Origin of the sequence: Bartonella massiliensis, from assembly GCF_902150025.1 — a bacterium.
In the GTDB taxonomy this organism is placed as follows: domain Bacteria; phylum Pseudomonadota; class Alphaproteobacteria; order Rhizobiales; family Rhizobiaceae; genus Bartonella; species Bartonella massiliensis.
This window is the reverse complement of record NZ_CABFVS010000039.1, coordinates 91,276-107,638: the sequence shown is the minus strand read 5'-3', so window position 1 is coordinate 107,638 and position 16,363 is coordinate 91,276. Positions and strand designations below refer to the sequence as shown.

At 38.5% G+C, this 16,363-nt stretch carries 13 protein-coding genes and 1 pseudogene; 13 read left to right on the top strand and 1 reads right to left on the bottom strand.

What is annotated here, in order from left to right:
• Positions 1–854: 854 nt before the first annotated feature.
• Positions 855–2,744: a peptidyl-prolyl cis-trans isomerase gene (locus tag FNZ60_RS08455; RefSeq protein ID WP_142417150.1), complete on the bottom strand. Its 1,890-nt coding sequence runs from the start codon at positions 2,742–2,744 to the stop codon at positions 855–857.
• Positions 2,745–2,899: 155 nt separating this feature from the next.
• On the opposite strand from FNZ60_RS08455, the gene tpiA reads away from it, so the two are divergent.
• From tpiA to lpdA, 13 genes and pseudogenes are all read left to right on the top strand, one after another.
• Positions 2,900–3,664: a triose-phosphate isomerase gene (gene tpiA, locus FNZ60_RS08450; protein WP_142417149.1), complete on the top strand. Its 765-nt coding sequence runs from the start codon at positions 2,900–2,902 to the stop codon at positions 3,662–3,664.
• A gap of 82 nt (positions 3,665–3,746) precedes the next feature.
• Entirely contained in the window at positions 3,747–4,214 is a 468-nt protein-coding gene (secG, locus tag FNZ60_RS08445; protein ID WP_142417148.1) for a preprotein translocase subunit SecG, read from the top strand.
• A gap of 127 nt (positions 4,215–4,341) precedes the next feature.
• A complete protein-coding gene (locus FNZ60_RS08440) occupies positions 4,342–5,970 on the top strand; it encodes a CTP synthase (protein WP_142417147.1) in 1,629 nt (542 codons plus the stop codon).
• Positions 5,971–6,004: 34 nt separating this feature from the next.
• Complete coding sequence (gene kdsA, locus FNZ60_RS08435) at positions 6,005–6,841, top strand: 3-deoxy-8-phosphooctulonate synthase (RefSeq protein WP_142417146.1); 837 nt, start codon at positions 6,005–6,007, stop codon at positions 6,839–6,841.
• A gap of 67 nt (positions 6,842–6,908) precedes the next feature.
• Positions 6,909–8,177 carry a phosphopyruvate hydratase gene (eno, locus tag FNZ60_RS08430; protein WP_142417145.1) on the top strand — a complete coding sequence of 423 codons (1,269 nt, stop codon included), beginning with the start codon at positions 6,909–6,911 and terminating at the stop codon, positions 8,175–8,177.
• Between the two features lie 112 nt (positions 8,178–8,289).
• The gene (locus FNZ60_RS08425) at positions 8,290–8,697 is read left to right on the top strand and encodes a TM2 domain-containing protein (RefSeq protein ID WP_142417144.1); all 408 of its coding nucleotides are present in this window, start codon (positions 8,290–8,292) and stop codon (positions 8,695–8,697) included.
• Between the two features lie 380 nt (positions 8,698–9,077).
• Positions 9,078–9,488, top strand: a complete 411-nt coding sequence (locus tag FNZ60_RS08420) for a TM2 domain-containing protein (protein ID WP_142417143.1) — start codon at positions 9,078–9,080, stop codon at positions 9,486–9,488.
• Positions 9,489–9,859: 371 nt separating this feature from the next.
• A pseudogene (locus FNZ60_RS08415) lies at positions 9,860–10,261 on the top strand (TM2 domain-containing protein).
• Positions 10,262–10,447: 186 nt separating this feature from the next.
• Positions 10,448–10,765, top strand: a complete 318-nt coding sequence (locus FNZ60_RS08410; RefSeq protein WP_142417142.1) for an FtsB family cell division protein — start codon at positions 10,448–10,450, stop codon at positions 10,763–10,765.
• Positions 10,766–10,895: 130 nt separating this feature from the next.
• Positions 10,896–11,936: a pyruvate dehydrogenase (acetyl-transferring) E1 component subunit alpha gene (pdhA, locus tag FNZ60_RS08405; protein ID WP_142417141.1), complete on the top strand. Its 1,041-nt coding sequence runs from the start codon at positions 10,896–10,898 to the stop codon at positions 11,934–11,936.
• 16 nt (positions 11,937–11,952) lie between these two features.
• Positions 11,953–13,317 (top strand): pyruvate dehydrogenase complex E1 component subunit beta, encoded by a 1,365-nt coding sequence (locus tag FNZ60_RS08400; protein ID WP_142417140.1) that lies wholly within the window; start codon positions 11,953–11,955, stop codon positions 13,315–13,317.
• Between the two features lie 14 nt (positions 13,318–13,331).
• The gene (locus tag FNZ60_RS08395) at positions 13,332–14,678 is read left to right on the top strand and encodes a pyruvate dehydrogenase complex dihydrolipoamide acetyltransferase (RefSeq protein WP_142417139.1); all 1,347 of its coding nucleotides are present in this window, start codon (positions 13,332–13,334) and stop codon (positions 14,676–14,678) included.
• Positions 14,679–14,894: 216 nt separating this feature from the next.
• Positions 14,895–16,355 carry a dihydrolipoyl dehydrogenase gene (gene lpdA, locus FNZ60_RS08390; protein ID WP_142417138.1) on the top strand — a complete coding sequence of 487 codons (1,461 nt, stop codon included), beginning with the start codon at positions 14,895–14,897 and terminating at the stop codon, positions 16,353–16,355.
• The last annotated feature ends 8 nt before the right edge of the window (positions 16,356–16,363 follow it).

Here is a 16,363-nt window from a genome sequence, read left to right as displayed (position 1 = left end):
AAATTTGATCCACACATTCGTCCCGCTTTTGACGAGCAAGGGAATGATTTTGATTGATTCAAGATAGATAAGTTTGAAATGAGAGAATCTTACGTTACTCGGGGTTCTCATTCAATATGAATAACGATAGATTATCATTATAAATCAATATTTTCTTCAATAAGACAAAACATAAGATAAAGCTTAATACATTGTTTTTTTAGATGAAAAATTTTTAAGTATTCTGAGTGTATTGAACGCATTTCATTTGTAAATGAAATATGATTCCTTCTTATGAGAGACGTTATCTTAGCTTTCTATAAACCGATAAAAAACGCTCATTTTTGAGAAATTAAAATGATGAAGTGATAATTGATGACTGTTATGATATATAAAAAGATTAATTGATCATGAGAGTTTTTTCATTCATATTGAATGAAAGCCTTGAAGAGAAGAAGATTTTCTCATTTTCAATCATGTTTAGAATGAATTTAAAAGTGTTTTTCCATATTATAAGTTGGATATGCCAACGAAAATTATTTAAGGAAGAAGCAATAGGTTCCTTATAAATAAATATTAAGAGTAGCAATATGATAAGCTGTAAATGAATGACAATAGGGATGATATTGAGAGCTGAATTGGTGACAACCTTTACAGCTTTTGGATATATAATATTGCTTACTGCGTTGAAAAAAAATGCCTTTACATTCCATTGTCCATTCTCTCGCAAATCCATGAATGCACTGGCTTGCGAGAGGGTTAATTATAATGCCGATCTTAAGATACAAGAAATTTATCTTAACCTTTTCAAGGACAGATGAAATGGTGTGATAGAAACGCTATCAAGTAAGCTCTTTAACTTATGTCCACCTTTTTTATTGAGGAGCATTAAAGATCTGATTATAATTCGTACTATTAATTTTCAAAGGATTTTCCTTATTGGCAATTTGTAGCATTTCTAACTTGAGATCTTCTCTTATCATCATATCTATATTGGTACGGATATCAGGTAAAAGAGTATGAGGTGTGATGTCTTTAGGCATCGTTACAGTCTTTACTTGATAAATGATACGGTTTGTTGCAACTGGACCCTTTATGATGCCATAATGATCTTTGGGACCAGAAAATAATGCTCTCACCCCTTCAACACCAAGGGTTTCAGACGAGTCTTGACGTCGGAGGGCTTGTGTTGTGTGCTTTGTAACACCAAGTGTACGCGCAAGAGCAACAAGACTTTTTCCTTCCCGAAGCTGTTTAAGAGCATTTTGGGATTTTTCATCAAGAAGGCGTTGAGTTTCTTCACTTTTCCATTGAGAAAGAGCATCTATCTTAGCTTCTTCAAGTGTTTTATCTCGAGCAGGGATAATTTTATCGACTTTATACCAGAGATATCCACCCTGTTGAAAAGAGAGAGGATCGAGATCAACACCTTCATTTGCTTGATAAATAGCATTCAGTAAAATATCTTTTTCAGGTAAATCCGTAAGTATGCCACCTTCAAGTGTTTCCCCCTTTTTATCAACGGTAATTGTGCGCAAAGATAATTTGTATTGGTCTGCAAGTTCTTTGAGAGAAGCACCTTCAAAACGAGCATTTTCAATGGCGACATAATTATTACGAATCTCATCAGTAGCACGATTTTTGGCAAGCGTTTGGCGAATATTTTCTTCTACATTTTCAAAAAGAAGAGAACTTGCAGGCTCAATATGTGTGACGCGAACGAGAACAGGTCCCTGTAAGTCATTGATTACAGAGCTGATTTGCCCTTGTTGGAGTTCAAAAATTTCAGATGCGAGATGGTTCGGAAGTTCATTTGCTGCAAGTGGCCCTTTTTTTATGTCATTAAGGGTCTTTTTTTCAGCTTTTACCAGCTCATCAAAACTCAATCCATCGGCTATTTTTTTGGCTGCATTATCAGCTTCTTCGCGTGTGGAAAATCGCAGTTCTTCGAATGTACGTTTTTCAGGCGTTACAAAACGTGAAGCATTTTGGGTATAATAGGCTTTTGTTTCATCTGTTGAGATATCTTGAGGTTTTATGAAATCATTAAGTTCCATAGAGAGTAAAGAGACAGTACGGTATTCTGGAGTACGAAATTCACTTTGATATGTTTCAAACCATTTTTGTAGTGTTTCGTGATCAGGATCAGCAATTGTTTGCTTTTCTTTTAGATCAATAACGAGATAATCAGCACTCCGCATTTCTCCTTGATAAAGAGCAAAGGCTTTATAAAAGAGATCAGGTGCTTTCATATCAGAAAGTAAAGCTGCAATAAGTTGATTACGCTTTTCTTGTTTGGTATAATAATCAAGAAAGGCACTTTCACTGATACGTAAATATTGAAGATAGTTATAAAATAAATTTTTATTAAAAGTGCCATTTACTTGGAACATATTATCAGAACCAATTGTATGAGCTATTGTATCTTTTGAAAGACTTATTTTCATTTTACGAACTTGCTCATCAAGCAATACATTTTGTTGTAATTGATTAAATACAAAAGCGGGAATTTGGTATTGCTGCATTTCATTTGGTGTAAACATTCGTCCAAGATGAGCTGCTTGTGCTAAACGTGCACTTTGATCGGCAAGTGCGAGACGATAATCATCGATAGTTACAGTGGACTTTCCAGAAGTAATGAGATCTCTTTCGCTTTTTGTGTGTATGTGTGGTATTCCCCATAAAAGAATGAAGCATAAGAGTAAAATAGCAAGGAAAGTTCTGGAAATCCAAGAGTTTGTAGCACTTCTTATGACGTCAAGCATTGTTCAATTCCATTTTTAACATAAGTTCTTACCAAAGCAGTAATGGAATTTGCAATAAAGAGACAAAAGATGCAAGCTTTTAAAGACTTGCTTTCGTTTTATAATTTGATACTACAGATAAATTAAAGTGTTATAAGAACTCTTGAGGTAAAAATATGTCTCCAAATATTCGGCCTTTTCTTGCTGGAAATTGGAAAATGAACGGAACGAAAGAATCGCTTGGAGAGTTGCGTGCTATTGCTACAGGTATAAGCTCTGATCTTAGTCATCTCTTTGAAGCGCTCATTTGCGTTCCAGCAACGCTTCTATCGCGTGCTTCTGATACGCTGGATGGTGCAAATCTCCTTTTAGGAGGACAAAATTGTCACTTTGATGATCATGGTCCTTATACGGGAGATATTTCAGCTTTTATGCTTAAAGAAGCCGGAGCAAGTCATGTTATTCTTGGGCATTCAGAGCGTCGTACAGTATATCAGGAAAATGATGCAACTGTTTGTGCTAAAGTGCAAGCTGCGTGGCGTGCCGGTCTTGTGGCTCTTGTGTGTATTGGAGAAACATTGGAGGAGCGTAATAATAATAAAGTGTTGGATGTTCTTGCGCAGCAGCTTGCAGGATCTTTACCAGATGATGCAACAGCAGAAAATACCATTATCGCTTATGAACCTATTTGGGCGATAGGTACTGGCAATACGCCGACTTCAGAAGATATTGCAAAAGTGCATCATTTCATTCGTGATGAGATGTGTGCTCGTTTTGGTGATGAAGGAAATAAGATACGTTTGCTTTATGGTGGATCCGTAAAACCATCCAATGCCTTTGAGCTTTTAAGCCTTGCACATGTTAATGGTGCTTTGATCGGTGGAGCTAGCTTAAAAGCGATTGATTTTTTAACTATTTGCGATGTTTGTCGTAAATTATAGCAGAGAAATTTGAGTTCCCTCTTGGATTGTGTGTTATTTATGTGTAAATAACCATGAAAGAGTTATTTGAAGAGCAGGGTTTATGCAAACAGTACTTATTGTTATTCATCTATTGATTGTGATTACTTTGGTTGGGGTTATCTTAATCCAACCTTCAGAAGGTGGTGGGCTCGGTGTGAGTAATAATAGCTCAGGGTTGATGAAAACCCGTGGGTCTCAGAATCCTTTAACACGTTTAACGGCTATTTTAGCCTGTTGTTTTTTTGTTGTATCCATTGGGCTTAGTGTGGTGGGAAGTATATCAAATTCTGGTTCTGATATTTTAAAACGTATACCTGCTAATTCACAGCATAATTCCACCAATCAAAGTTCAGAATCAGCCCCATCGTCAAATGGTGAGTCTTCACCCTCTATTCTTGAACAGCTTGGAGGAACTTCGGATTCCACGTCGGAACAAAAGCAAGAACGAAAACAGTCTACAACGCCTGAAGCGGAAAGTCCGGTCCCACCTGTTCTTGAAAATACAGTTCCAGATAACAGTAAAAAATAGTTTTTTTAGAAAATGTAGACTTTTTAAAAAGGTGATTTTTTCACCTTTTTTATTGTAGAAGAAAAATTGTTTCTTTTTGCATTTTTTACTGGAAAAATCATTATAAATTGCTTATCAGCATAAGCCCATGGCTCGTTATGTTTTTATTACTGGTGGTGTGGTTTCTTCCCTTGGAAAAGGCATCGCAGCAGCGGCGTTAGCAGCGTTATTACAGGCGCGTGGTTATCGTGTACGCCTTCGCAAACTTGATCCTTATTTAAATGTTGATCCAGGGACGATGTCACCTTATCAACATGGTGAAGTGTTTGTGACCGATGATGGTGCAGAAACGGATCTTGATCTTGGTCATTATGAGCGTTTTACAGGGCGTTCTGCAAATAGCCAAGATAATATTACAACAGGGCGTATTTATCGCAATATTATCGAACGAGAGCGGCGGGGGGATTATTTGGGGGCAACAGTTCAAGTTATTCCGCATGTTACGGATGAAATTAAGCGATTCATTACGACGGGAAATGAAGAATTTGATTTTGTTTTGTGTGAAATAGGGGGAACGGTTGGTGATATTGAAGCTATGCCTTTTCTAGAAGCAATTCGTCAGCTTGGTAATGAACTCTCTCGACAAAATGTCGTTTATCTGCATCTTACATTAATGCCTTATATCTCTTCGGCAGGTGAATTAAAAACCAAACCAACACAACATTCTGTCAAAGAATTGCAATCAGTTGGTATTTCTCCTGATATTTTGCTTGTGCGTGCAGATCGCTCTATTCCAGAAACCGAGCGGTGCAAGTTATCACTTTTTTGCAATGTTCGTTCCAATGCCGTTATTCAGGCATTAGATATGCCAACAATTTATGATGTTCCCATGGCCTATCATAAAGAAGGGTTAGATTCTGAAGTTCTTTATGCTTTTGGAATCGATTCGGCACCTTCTCCTCAGATGGATCGTTGGGAAGATATTACGCATCGCATTCATCATCCTGAAGGAGAAGTTACGATTGCTGTTGTAGGAAAATATACAGGCTTAAAGGATGCTTATAAATCTCTTATCGAAGCGATTGCGCATGGTGGTTTAGCGAATAAAGTAAAAGTTAAGATTGAGTGGATTGATTCGCAACTTCTTGAAAAAGAAGATACCGTTTCAGATTTACAAAAAGCGCATGGAATCTTGGTTCCTGGGGCTTTTGGGGCACGAGGAGCAGAAGGGAAGATTCGAGCAATTCAATTTGCACGAGAGCGTAAAATTCCATTTTTAGGGATCTGTTTTGGAATGCAATTGGCTTGTATAGAAGCTGCACGCAATATTGCAAAGATTGAGAATGCTTCATCAAGTGAGTTTTGCGAAACAGAAAATCCCATTGTAGGTTTAATGACGGAATGGCTCAAAGGGGATGTTCTTGAAAAGCGGACAAGAAATGGTGACCTCGGCGGATCTATGCGCCTTGGTGCTTTTGCTGCTGAATTAAAAGAAGAGAGTCATATTGCCAAAATTTATGGAATGACAAAGATTGTTGAACGGCATCGCCATCGTTATGAAGTTAATATTGATTATAAAGATCAGTTAGAACAGTGTGGTTTGATTTTTTCTGGCATGTCTCCCGATGGTATTTTGCCGGAAACAATAGAATATGCAGATCATCCATGGTTCATTGCTGTTCAATATCATCCAGAACTAAAATCACGCCCGTTTGATCCACATCCGCTTTTTTCTTCTTTTATTGAAGCTGCTGTAGAACAAAGTCGATTGGTTTAATACATAAGTTTTGTTACTTTTTTTGAGGGATAAAATGACGAAACCAAATGCTCGTGTAAAAGTTGGAAATATTATTTTTTCAAATGAAATGCCTTTTTCATTAATTGCAGGGCCGTGTCAGATGGAAAGTCGTGATCATGCTTTTGAAATGGCTGGTCGGATTAAAACAATTACTGATCAGCTTGGTATTGGTTTTGTTTATAAATCAAGTTATGATAAAGCCAACCGGACCTCTTTGAGTGCAGCACGTGGCATTGGTCTTGAAAAAGCAATGGCTATTTTTTCTGATTTAAAAAAAGAGTTTGATTGTCCGATATTGACTGATGTGCATACAGAAGAGCAATGTACAATTGTCTCTTCTACCGTTGATATTTTACAAATACCGGCTTTTTTATGTCGTCAAACAGATCTTTTGGTTGCAGCTGCTAAAACAGGGCGTGTTATTAATATTAAAAAAGGTCAGTTTTTGGCGCCGTGGGATATGGAAAATGTTTTAAAAAAGGTTGTTTACAGTGGTAATCTCAATGTGATGCTTTGTGAGCGCGGCACGTCATTTGGTTATAACCGACTTATTTCGGATATGCGTTCGTTGCCTGTTTTACGTTCATTTGGGGCTCCTGTTATTTTTGATGCAACACATTCTGTTCAAGAACCTGGAGGGCAGGGGGATTCGTCTGGTGGACAGCGTCAGTTTGTTGAAGTTTTAGCGCGTGCGGCTGTTTCTGTTGGGGTTGCAGGTGTTTTCTTAGAAACGCATCAAGATCCAGATCATGCGCCTTCTGATGGCCCTAATATGATTAAAATTGATGATTTACAAAGACTGCTTGAGATTTTAATGGAATTTGATTATCTGTCAAAAAAGCTGAATTAAGAAAAAAATGTTCCATTAATAGGGCATTAGAAATAGACGCGACTTTATATTGAATAGGAAAACATAGATGACTATAATTGTCGATATCATTGGGCGTGAGGTTCTTGATAGCCGTGGTAATCCAACGGTGGAAGTTGATGTTCATTTGGAAAATGGAGCTTTTGGTCGCGCTTTGGTTCCTTCAGGGGCTTCAACGGGGGCACATGAGGCTGTTGAGCTTCGTGATGGTGGTTTGCGCTATCAAGGGAAAGGTGTTGAAAAAGCAGTTGCTGCAGTTAATGGCGAAATTCTTGAAGAACTTGGTGGGCGGGATGCAAGAGATCAAATCGCTATTGATCAAGCAATGATTGCTTTGGATGGAACGCCAAATAAATCCCGTCTTGGGGCCAATGCACTTCTTGGTGTTTCATTGGCTGTTGCAAAAGCAGCCGCAGACTCATTAAATTTACCTTTGTATCGCTATATTGGTGGTACGCAAGCACATATTCTTCCAACACCCATGATGAATATTCTTAATGGGGGCGTTCATGCTGATAATTTGATTGATTTTCAAGAGTTTATGATTATTCCTGTAGGGGCCCCTACCGTAAGAGAAGCCATACGTTATGGTGCTGAGGTTTTTCATGCATTAAAAAAGCGTTTAAAAGATGCGGGGCATAATACCAATGTTGGTGATGAAGGTGGTTTTGCACCTCAGTTTAAAAGTGCTGATCAAGCAATTGATTCTATTATGGAATCTGTCGTCTCATGTGGTTATAAACCAGGTGAAGAGATTGCCATTGGTTTAGACTGTGCTTCCACTGAATTTTATAAAAATGGTTCATATTTTTATAAAGGTGAGGGGAAAAGCCGTGACATTCAAGAACAGGTAGATTATTTGGCACACCTTGTGAAAAGTTATCCTATTGTTACCATTGAAGATGGAATGGCAGAAGATGATTGGGAAGGTTGGAAGCTCCTTACTGACACAATTGGAGAAAAATGTCAGCTTGTTGGCGATGATTTGTTTGTAACAAATTCAGCACGTTTGCGTGAGGGTATCAAAATGGGGGTAGGCAATTCTATTCTCATAAAAGTTAATCAAATTGGGACATTGAGTGAAACTCTTGATGCTGTGGAAGTCGCACATAAAGCAGGTTATCATGCCATTATATCTCATCGCTCAGGTGAAACAGAGGATTCTTTCATTGCAGATCTCGCGGTCGCAACGAACTGTGGACAAATTAAAACAGGTTCTCTTGCACGCTCGGATAGATTAGCAAAGTACAATCAACTTATTCGTATTGAAGAAATGCTAGGGGCCCAAGCATGTTATGCTGGTGATATATATCGTTGATCGTTGTGAGTACAAAATATGAAAGTACAATATCTTTAGATTTGAAATTAAGACTTTTTATCAAAAGCATAGAGCAATCATTTTATAGGCATTTAAATTTATAGGGATCAAGATGAGAGGTATAATTATTAGTCAAGATCAAGGAACATATCTCGTTTCGGGAGATGATGGTAAGCGTTATCAGTTTGCGACTTGGGATTGGTTGGGAAAGAAACCACCAAGGATTGGTGATGCGATTGATTTTGTCTGTGAAGGGGGTGTTGTCAGTTCTGTTTTTCCATTATTGAGACCAAGTGCAGAGAACTCAAAAATAATGTTTGCACTTCTTTGTTGGTTTGCAGGTATCTTTGGTGTTCATCGCTTTATGGTTGGAAGAGTTCGGACAGGTGCTTTAATGCTTGTTCTATCTTTATCATTTTTGGGATTGATAATTTCCGGTATTTGGGCAATTGTTGATTTTATACTCATTGTCGCTGGAAGATTTACGGATAAAAATGGGAATAAAATTACAGATTTGTGAGAATTTTATAATAATGTAACGGGCAGGGGGGGGGCTTTTCATTATTATCAATTATTAAATTCATAATGCCCAGTTATTATATTCTATTTCTCTAATGTGAGATATAAAAAGCTATGCGCAGTTAAATAAAAGTATTGAAAAGACTGTGCTATTTTATGGGCAAAACAAAGACAAAAATCAACTAAGTGTGTTTTGTGTTGCTGCTTATAGCAGTGGAAGACATTAGATTATTGGGGGGAGTTCTGGGCTATTTTAATTTCACGTTTATCACGGCTGCTACAAATTTTATTTACGCCGTGAGGTTAATCGATATATTCTCAAATTGAGAAATAATCTCTTTATGAATAACACATGAGGGACAGCTTTATAGGTGGGCAAGAATGAAGGGTAAGGTTATTGGTGAGGATCAAGGGGATTATTTCGTTTCAGGGGCTGATGGTAAGCGTTATCAATTTTCGAGTTGGGATTGGTTGGGAAAGAAACCGCCAAGTGTGGGTGATACTGTTGATTTTGTATATGAAAATAATGTTGTTAAATCTGTTCTTCCTCTGTTGAGTAAATCGCAGTCAGACAAATCAAGGTTGGCGATAGCACTTGTTTGTTGGTTTTTTGGTTTATTGGGCATTCACCGCTTTATGGCTGGTAAGGTTGGAACGGGTATTGTAATGCTTCTCATGACTATAACATGTGTAGGACTCTTGGTTACTATACCTTGGGCATTTATTGATTTTATAGTTATTTTATCGGGATATTTTAGGGATGATAATGGGGATAAAATTACAAACTGGTAAAATTTTTAGAATAATATAAAACATTAAAGAGAAAGGAACTCTCTTTACTTTTAATATTGTCGATATATCAGGTCCATAATGTTAAATTAATTTAATACATGTCTTTAAAGTGAAATATTATGAATATTTAAATAAAAATATTGAAAACTGAAGTAATATTTCATATAAAAAACAAAAGTGAAAATCGAACAGCGTGCTTTGTATTGCCACTTATAATTGCGGGAATTTTAAGTTGTGGGGGATTTTAAGCTTTTTAAATTGTCATATATCACGGTGAGTACAGATCGTATTCATACAGTGAGGTTTATCCAATATATTATCATATTAGAAGAAAAATTTCTTTATGAATAACAATTTTATAGGTGGTGAAGATAAAAGGTAAGGTTATTGGTGAGGATCAAGGGGATTATTTCGTTTCAGGGGTTGATGGTAAGCGCTATCAATTTGCAAATTGGGATTGGTCAGGAAAAAAGCCGCCGAAGATTTGGTGACGTTGTTGATTTTGTGTGTGAAGGGGATATCATTAAATCTATTTTCCCTATCTTGACTGAAGGTCAGTCACAACAATCAAAAATGACGTTAGCGGTCGTTTGTCTTTTTCTAGGTGGACTAGGGATTCATCGTTTTATGGTTGGTAAAACGGGAACAGGTGTTGTAATGTTTCTTCTAACTATAACACTCGTGGGGGCTCTGGGTTTTGGGCGTTTATTGATTTTATAGTCATTTTAACAGGAAATTTTAGAGACAAAGATGGGTGTAAAATCAAAAGTTAGTGGGATGTCCAATATTTGTCATATAAAAAGTGAGTGATTCAGCTTACTTTGATTATCTTAAAGGGGGATCAATGGAAAATAACAAATTGTTTGCGTATGTAGATTGAGTAATGAGGCGTTAATTAAAATCGTGCATAGTTAGGCAGAATATTAGAAAAACTTGTGCTGTAGAGACTGTGCTATTTTATGTGGACAAAGCAAAAACGTCGATCAATCAAAGTGCGCTTTGTACTCCCTCTTATGACGGTAGGAGTCTTAAGTTATTTCAGTTACCATATTTATCATGGTGAGTATGGATTGTACTCACGCAGTGAAGTTAATCAGCAGATTAGCGAACTAGAAAAGGAGCTTCATAAAATAGAAGCTGAGCGGGAATTCATTAAAAAGCGTATTTCTCTTTTACGCAATGGACATATCGAAAAGGATATGTTGGATGAGTATGTTCGAAAGAATTTAAACGTTTCTAAGCCAAATGAATTGACAATCTTAACACCTTGTAAATAATAACAAAAATGAATGAAAAGTCACTTAATTTGAACGACAATCAGTAATGATATTGTTTAAGCCGATTGATAAGGCTTGTAACTTTTGTTCGTAAAGGTTATTCCTAAATAATCATAAAAGGGAGTTTAATATGGCAGAAAGACTTAAAAAAAATTCTGCGTCGGTAGCGCACATTGCATTATCAAGCACCACAAAGAAAGCATCAATAGTAGATTTTACAAAAGAGGAAGAAATTGATGTTTATCGTGAAATGCTCTTAATTCGCCGTTTTGAAGAAAAAGCAGGACAGCTTTATGGGATGGGGCTTATTGGGGGATTTTGTCATCTTTATATTGGGCAGGAAGCTGTTGTTATAGGGACTTTAAAGGCAGCAAAAGAGGGGGATCAGGTTATTACGTCTTATCGTGATCATGGCCATATGCTAGCCGTTGGGATGAGTCCGCGTGGTGTTATGGCAGAATTAACAGGGCGTCAAGGGGGCTTTTCTAAGGGCAAAGGGGGCTCGATGCATATGTTCTCTAAAGAAAAGAACTTTTATGGTGGACATGGTATTGTTGGTGCGCAAGTTCCCATAGGTTCAGGTTTGGCATTTTCGAATCAATATCTTGGTAAAGATAATGTGACATTGGTTTATTTTGGTGATGGTGCTGCTAATCAGGGGCAGGTTTACGAAAGTTTTAATATGGCTTCTCTTTGGAAGTTGCCCGTTATTTATATTATTGAAAACAATCAGTATGCCATGGGAACATCCGTTTCACGAGCATCTGCAGAAACTGATTTTTCTCGTCGTGGTCTTTCTTTTGAAATTCCAGGTATTGTTGTTGATGGTATGGATGTTCGCTCCGTAAAAGGAGCTGCTGATGAAGCCATTTCTTGGGCACGTTCGGGTAAAGGACCGATCATTCTTGATATGCAAACCTATCGCTATCGTGGTCATTCTATGTCTGATCCAGCGAAATATCGTTCAAAGGAAGAAGTCCAAAAAATAAAAGAGGAACACGATCCGATTGATCAAGTAAAAAGTCGGATTCTTAAAAAAAGTTGGGCGAGTGAAGACGATTTAAAGTCTATCGAGAAAGAGGTTCGTGCAATTGTTGCTGATGCGGTAGATTTTGCACAAAATGATCAAGAGCCAGATGCTTCTGAGCTCTATACTGATATTTTAGTTTAATGCGAGGGAAGCAAGTATGTCTATTGATATTTTGATGCCGGCGCTTTCACCAACCATGGAAGAAGGTAAACTATCTAAATGGCTCAAAAAAGAAGGTGATAAGGTTAGCTCTGGCGATGTTATTGCGGAAATTGAAACGGATAAGGCAACAATGGAAGTAGAGGCTGTTGATGAAGGCACTCTTGGTAAAGTTTTTGTGCCTGAAGGTTCTGAAAGCGTAAAGGTTAACACTGTTATTGCGGTTTTATTAGAAGAAGGTGAGCGGGTTGAGGATATTTCGCGCCCTACTGATGCAACACAAAAATCCGAAGCGTCCTCTCCACCTCATTCTTCATCAGTTCCGCAGTCTCCATCTTTTGCACCGCCTCCTGATTTTGATATTCCAGCGGGAACACTAATGATGACAATGACAGTTCGTGAAGCGCTTAATCAAGCTTTAGCTGAAGAGATGCGCCGTGATGAAAAGGTTTTTCTCATGGGGGAAGAAGTCGCGCAATATCAAGGGGCTTATAAGGTTAGCCAAGGTTTATTGGAAGAATTCGGGGAGCGTCGGGTTATTGATACCCCAATTACAGAACATGGCTTTGCTGGGTTGGCTGTTGGTGCTGCTTTTGGAGGGTTACGTCCTATTGTCGAGTTTATGACATTTAATTTTGCGATGCAGGCAATGGATCAAATTATTAACTCAGCAGCAAAGACACGTTATATGTCTGGGGGACAAATGAGCGTTCCTATGGTTTTTCGCGGTCCCAATGGTGCTGCTGCCCGTGTTGGTGCTCAACATTCTCAATGCTATGCTGCATGGTATAGTCATATCCCAGGTCTGAAAGTTGTTATGCCTTATAGTGCAGCAGATGCAAAAGGTTTACTAAAAGCGGCTATTCGTGATGATAATCCTGTTATTTTCCTTGAAAATGAGATTTTGTATGGGCATCAATTTGAGGTTCCTCAACTTGATGATTTTGTTTTGCCTATTGGTCAAGCGCGACTTCATAAATCTGGACAAGATGTGACGATTGTTGCATATGGGATTGGAATGCATTATGCTGTTCAAGCGTTACCAGAAATTGAAAAACTTGGTATTGACGTTGAATTGATTGATTTACGAACCATTCGTCCGATGGATCTTCCAACAATTCTTTCTTCCGTTAAAAAAACAGGTCGTTTGGTAACAATTGAAGAGGGGTTTCCTCAGTCATCGGTGGGAACTGAAATAGCAACGCGTGTTATGCAGCAAGCTTTTGACTATCTTGATGCACCAATTGCGACGATTTCTGGAAAAGATGTTCCAATGCCTTATGCTGCGAATCTTGAAAAATTGGCTTTGCCTGATACTGCTGAAATTATTGAGGCCGTTAAGGCTGTGACGTACAGAGCATAACGGAGGAAAGCACAATGTCCATTAAAATTACAATGCCAGCGCTTTCCCCTACGATGGAAGAGGGAAATTTAACAAAGTGGAATATTAAGGAGGGCGATAAGGTTTCCTCTGGGGATGTTATTGCTGAAATTGAAACGGATAAGGCGACAATGGAAGTCGAGGCCGTTGATGAAGGTACAGTTGCCAAAATCGTTGTTCCTGCTGGAACACAAGGCGTTAAAGTGAATGCTTTGATTGTTGTTTTAGCAGAAGAAGGTGAAGATTTAGCCGAAGCTGCAAAAGTTGCAGAAGAAACCTCTTCTTCTATAAAACAAGAACCAGAGGGCATAAAACAACAGCCAGATTCTCTAAAACAGACGGATTTAAAGGGAACAGAAATGTTTCATGAATCATCGGCTCAGCAATCCATACAGCAAGATAAAAAGGAAACGCGTATTTTTGCTTCTCCCTTAGCGCGGCGATTAGCTTCTCAGGCGGGACTGGATTTATCCCTTATTTCTGGAAGTGGTCCCCATGGACGTATTATCAAGCGCGATGTAGCAAAAGCTGTGAGTGGTGATCTCTCTCAAACTTCTTATTCATCACAGGTCGGAGAGCCTATTGCAGCAGGGGCTTCTGACAAACAGATATTGCAACTCTTCAAAGAGGATGAATATATCTTCACACCCCATAATAATATACGTAAAACGATCGCTACGCGTTTGGTTGAATCAAAACAAAGAGTCCCACATTTCTATGTGAGCGTAGATTGTGAACTTGATGCGCTATTAGCGTTGCGTACACAATTGAATGCTGCAGCACCAATAGTTAAGACGCAAGAAGAAGCTAAGCCTACTTATAGGCTTTCTGTTAACGATATGGTGATCAAAGCTGTTGCACTTTCTTTGAAGGCGGTTCCTGATGCAAATGTCTCTTGGCTTGAAGGTGGTATGCTTCATCATAAACATTGTGATGTTGGGGTTGCTGTTTCTATTCCCAATGGATTAATTACACCGATTATTCGCCATGCAGAGGAAAAGCCATTATCGCTTATTTCCAAAGAGATGAAGGATTTTGCAAAGCGTGCGCGTGAGCGCAAGTTAAAAATGGAGGAATATCAGGGTGGAACAACAGCTGTATCAAATATGGGGATGTATGGTATAAAAAGTTTTTCTGCTATCCTTAATCCCCCCCATGCGACAATTTTTGCGATTGGTGCAGGAGAGCAACGCGCCGTTGTTAAAAATGGTGCATTAGCCGTTGCGACAGTGATGTCGGTGACACTTTCTGTTGATCATCGTGCTGTCGATGGTGCTTTAGCAGCAGAGTTGGCACGGACTTTTAAGAAGATGATTGAAAATCCATTAGCAATGTTGGTTTGAACGACAGTTCTTCACATAAATTATGAGAAAGAGTATTGAGAAAGTGAGAGAAAATTTAAAAAGTTTGAAGAGTGAAGTTATTGCTGTTTCTGGTTTGGGTAAGACATTTATGTGAAGCTTAGAGTAAAAAACATAAGACAATTTTATAATGTTGGTTTTCAATCTTAAATTCAAAAAGTGCATATCCATTTTATATATATCCATGGAGGAATGACTGTGGCAAATCTTTATGATGTAATTGTGATTGGATCAGGTCCAGGCGGATATGTAACCGCAATTCGTGCCGCGCAATGTGGCTTTAAGACGGCAATTGTTGAGCGTGAACATTTGGGAGGGATTTGTTTAAATTGGGGCTGTATTCCAACAAAAGCCCTTTTGCGTTCAGCGGAAATGAAACATTTTGCTGAACATGCGAAAGATTATGGACTAAAAATCAATGGTCCAATTGAAGCAAACATCAAAGATGTTGTAGCACGTTCGCGCGGCGTTTCAGCGCGTTTAAATGCGGGTGTTGGTTTTTTAATGAAAAAAAACAAAATTGATATTATCTGGGGTGAAGCAAAGCTTACGAAGGAAGCAAAAGGAAGTCAACCTGCGGAAATTATAGTTTCTTCACCTTCAAAATCGGTTATGCAACCGCAAAATCCGATTCCTAAAGGAACATTAGGGGAGGGAACTTATCAAGCAAAGCACATCATTATTGCAACGGGAGCTCGTCCTCGTGTTCTTCCTGGTATTGAGCCAGATGGAAAGCTCATTTGGACTTATTTTGAAGCGATGATACCGCCAGAAATGCCGAAATCGCTTTTGGTCATAGGGTCTGGGGCCATTGGTATTGAATTTGCTTCCTTTTATCGTGATATGGGGGCTGAGGTCACTGTTGTTGAAATGATGCCTCATATCATGCCGGCTGAAGATATTGAAATTTCAACATTTGCGCGTAAACAGTTAGAGAAAAAAGGTTTGCGCATTCTTTGCCAAGCAAAAGTAACAAAGGTTGAAAAAGCTCTCAATTCTGTGACTGTACATATTGATGTTAAAGGCAAAACACAGACAATGACGGTTGACCGATTAATTTCTGCTGTTGGGGTGCAAGGTAATATTGAGAATCTTGGGTTAGAGACGTTGGGTATAAAAACCGATCGTGGGTGCATTGTAACCGATGAATGGAGTTGGACAGGGGTTGCGGGTATTTATGCTATCGGTGATGTGGCAGGTCCTCCTATGTTAGCCCATAAAGCAGAAGAAGAAGGTGTGATGTGCATCGAACGCCTTGCGGGTTTAAAGAGTGTTCATCCGCTTGATAAGAAAAAAATTCCAGGGTGCACCTATTGCACACCGCAAGTTGCTTCTGTAGGCTTTTCAGAAGCAGCAGCAAAAGAAGCAGGTTATGATATCCGTGTTGGTCGTTATTCTTTTTCAGCAAATGGCAAAGCGATTGCTTTGGGTGAAGATCAGGGGTTAGTCAAAACGATTTTTGATAAAAAAACAGGACAGCTTCTTGGCGCCCATATGGTAGGGGCTGAGGTAACAGAACTGATACAGGGTTTTGTTATTGCCATGAATCTTGAAACAACAGAGGAAGAATTGATACATACTGTCTTTCCACATCCGACCTTATCGGAAATGATGAAAGAAAGTGTGTTGGATGCTTATGATCAAGTTTTAAACGCTTGATGATTGGA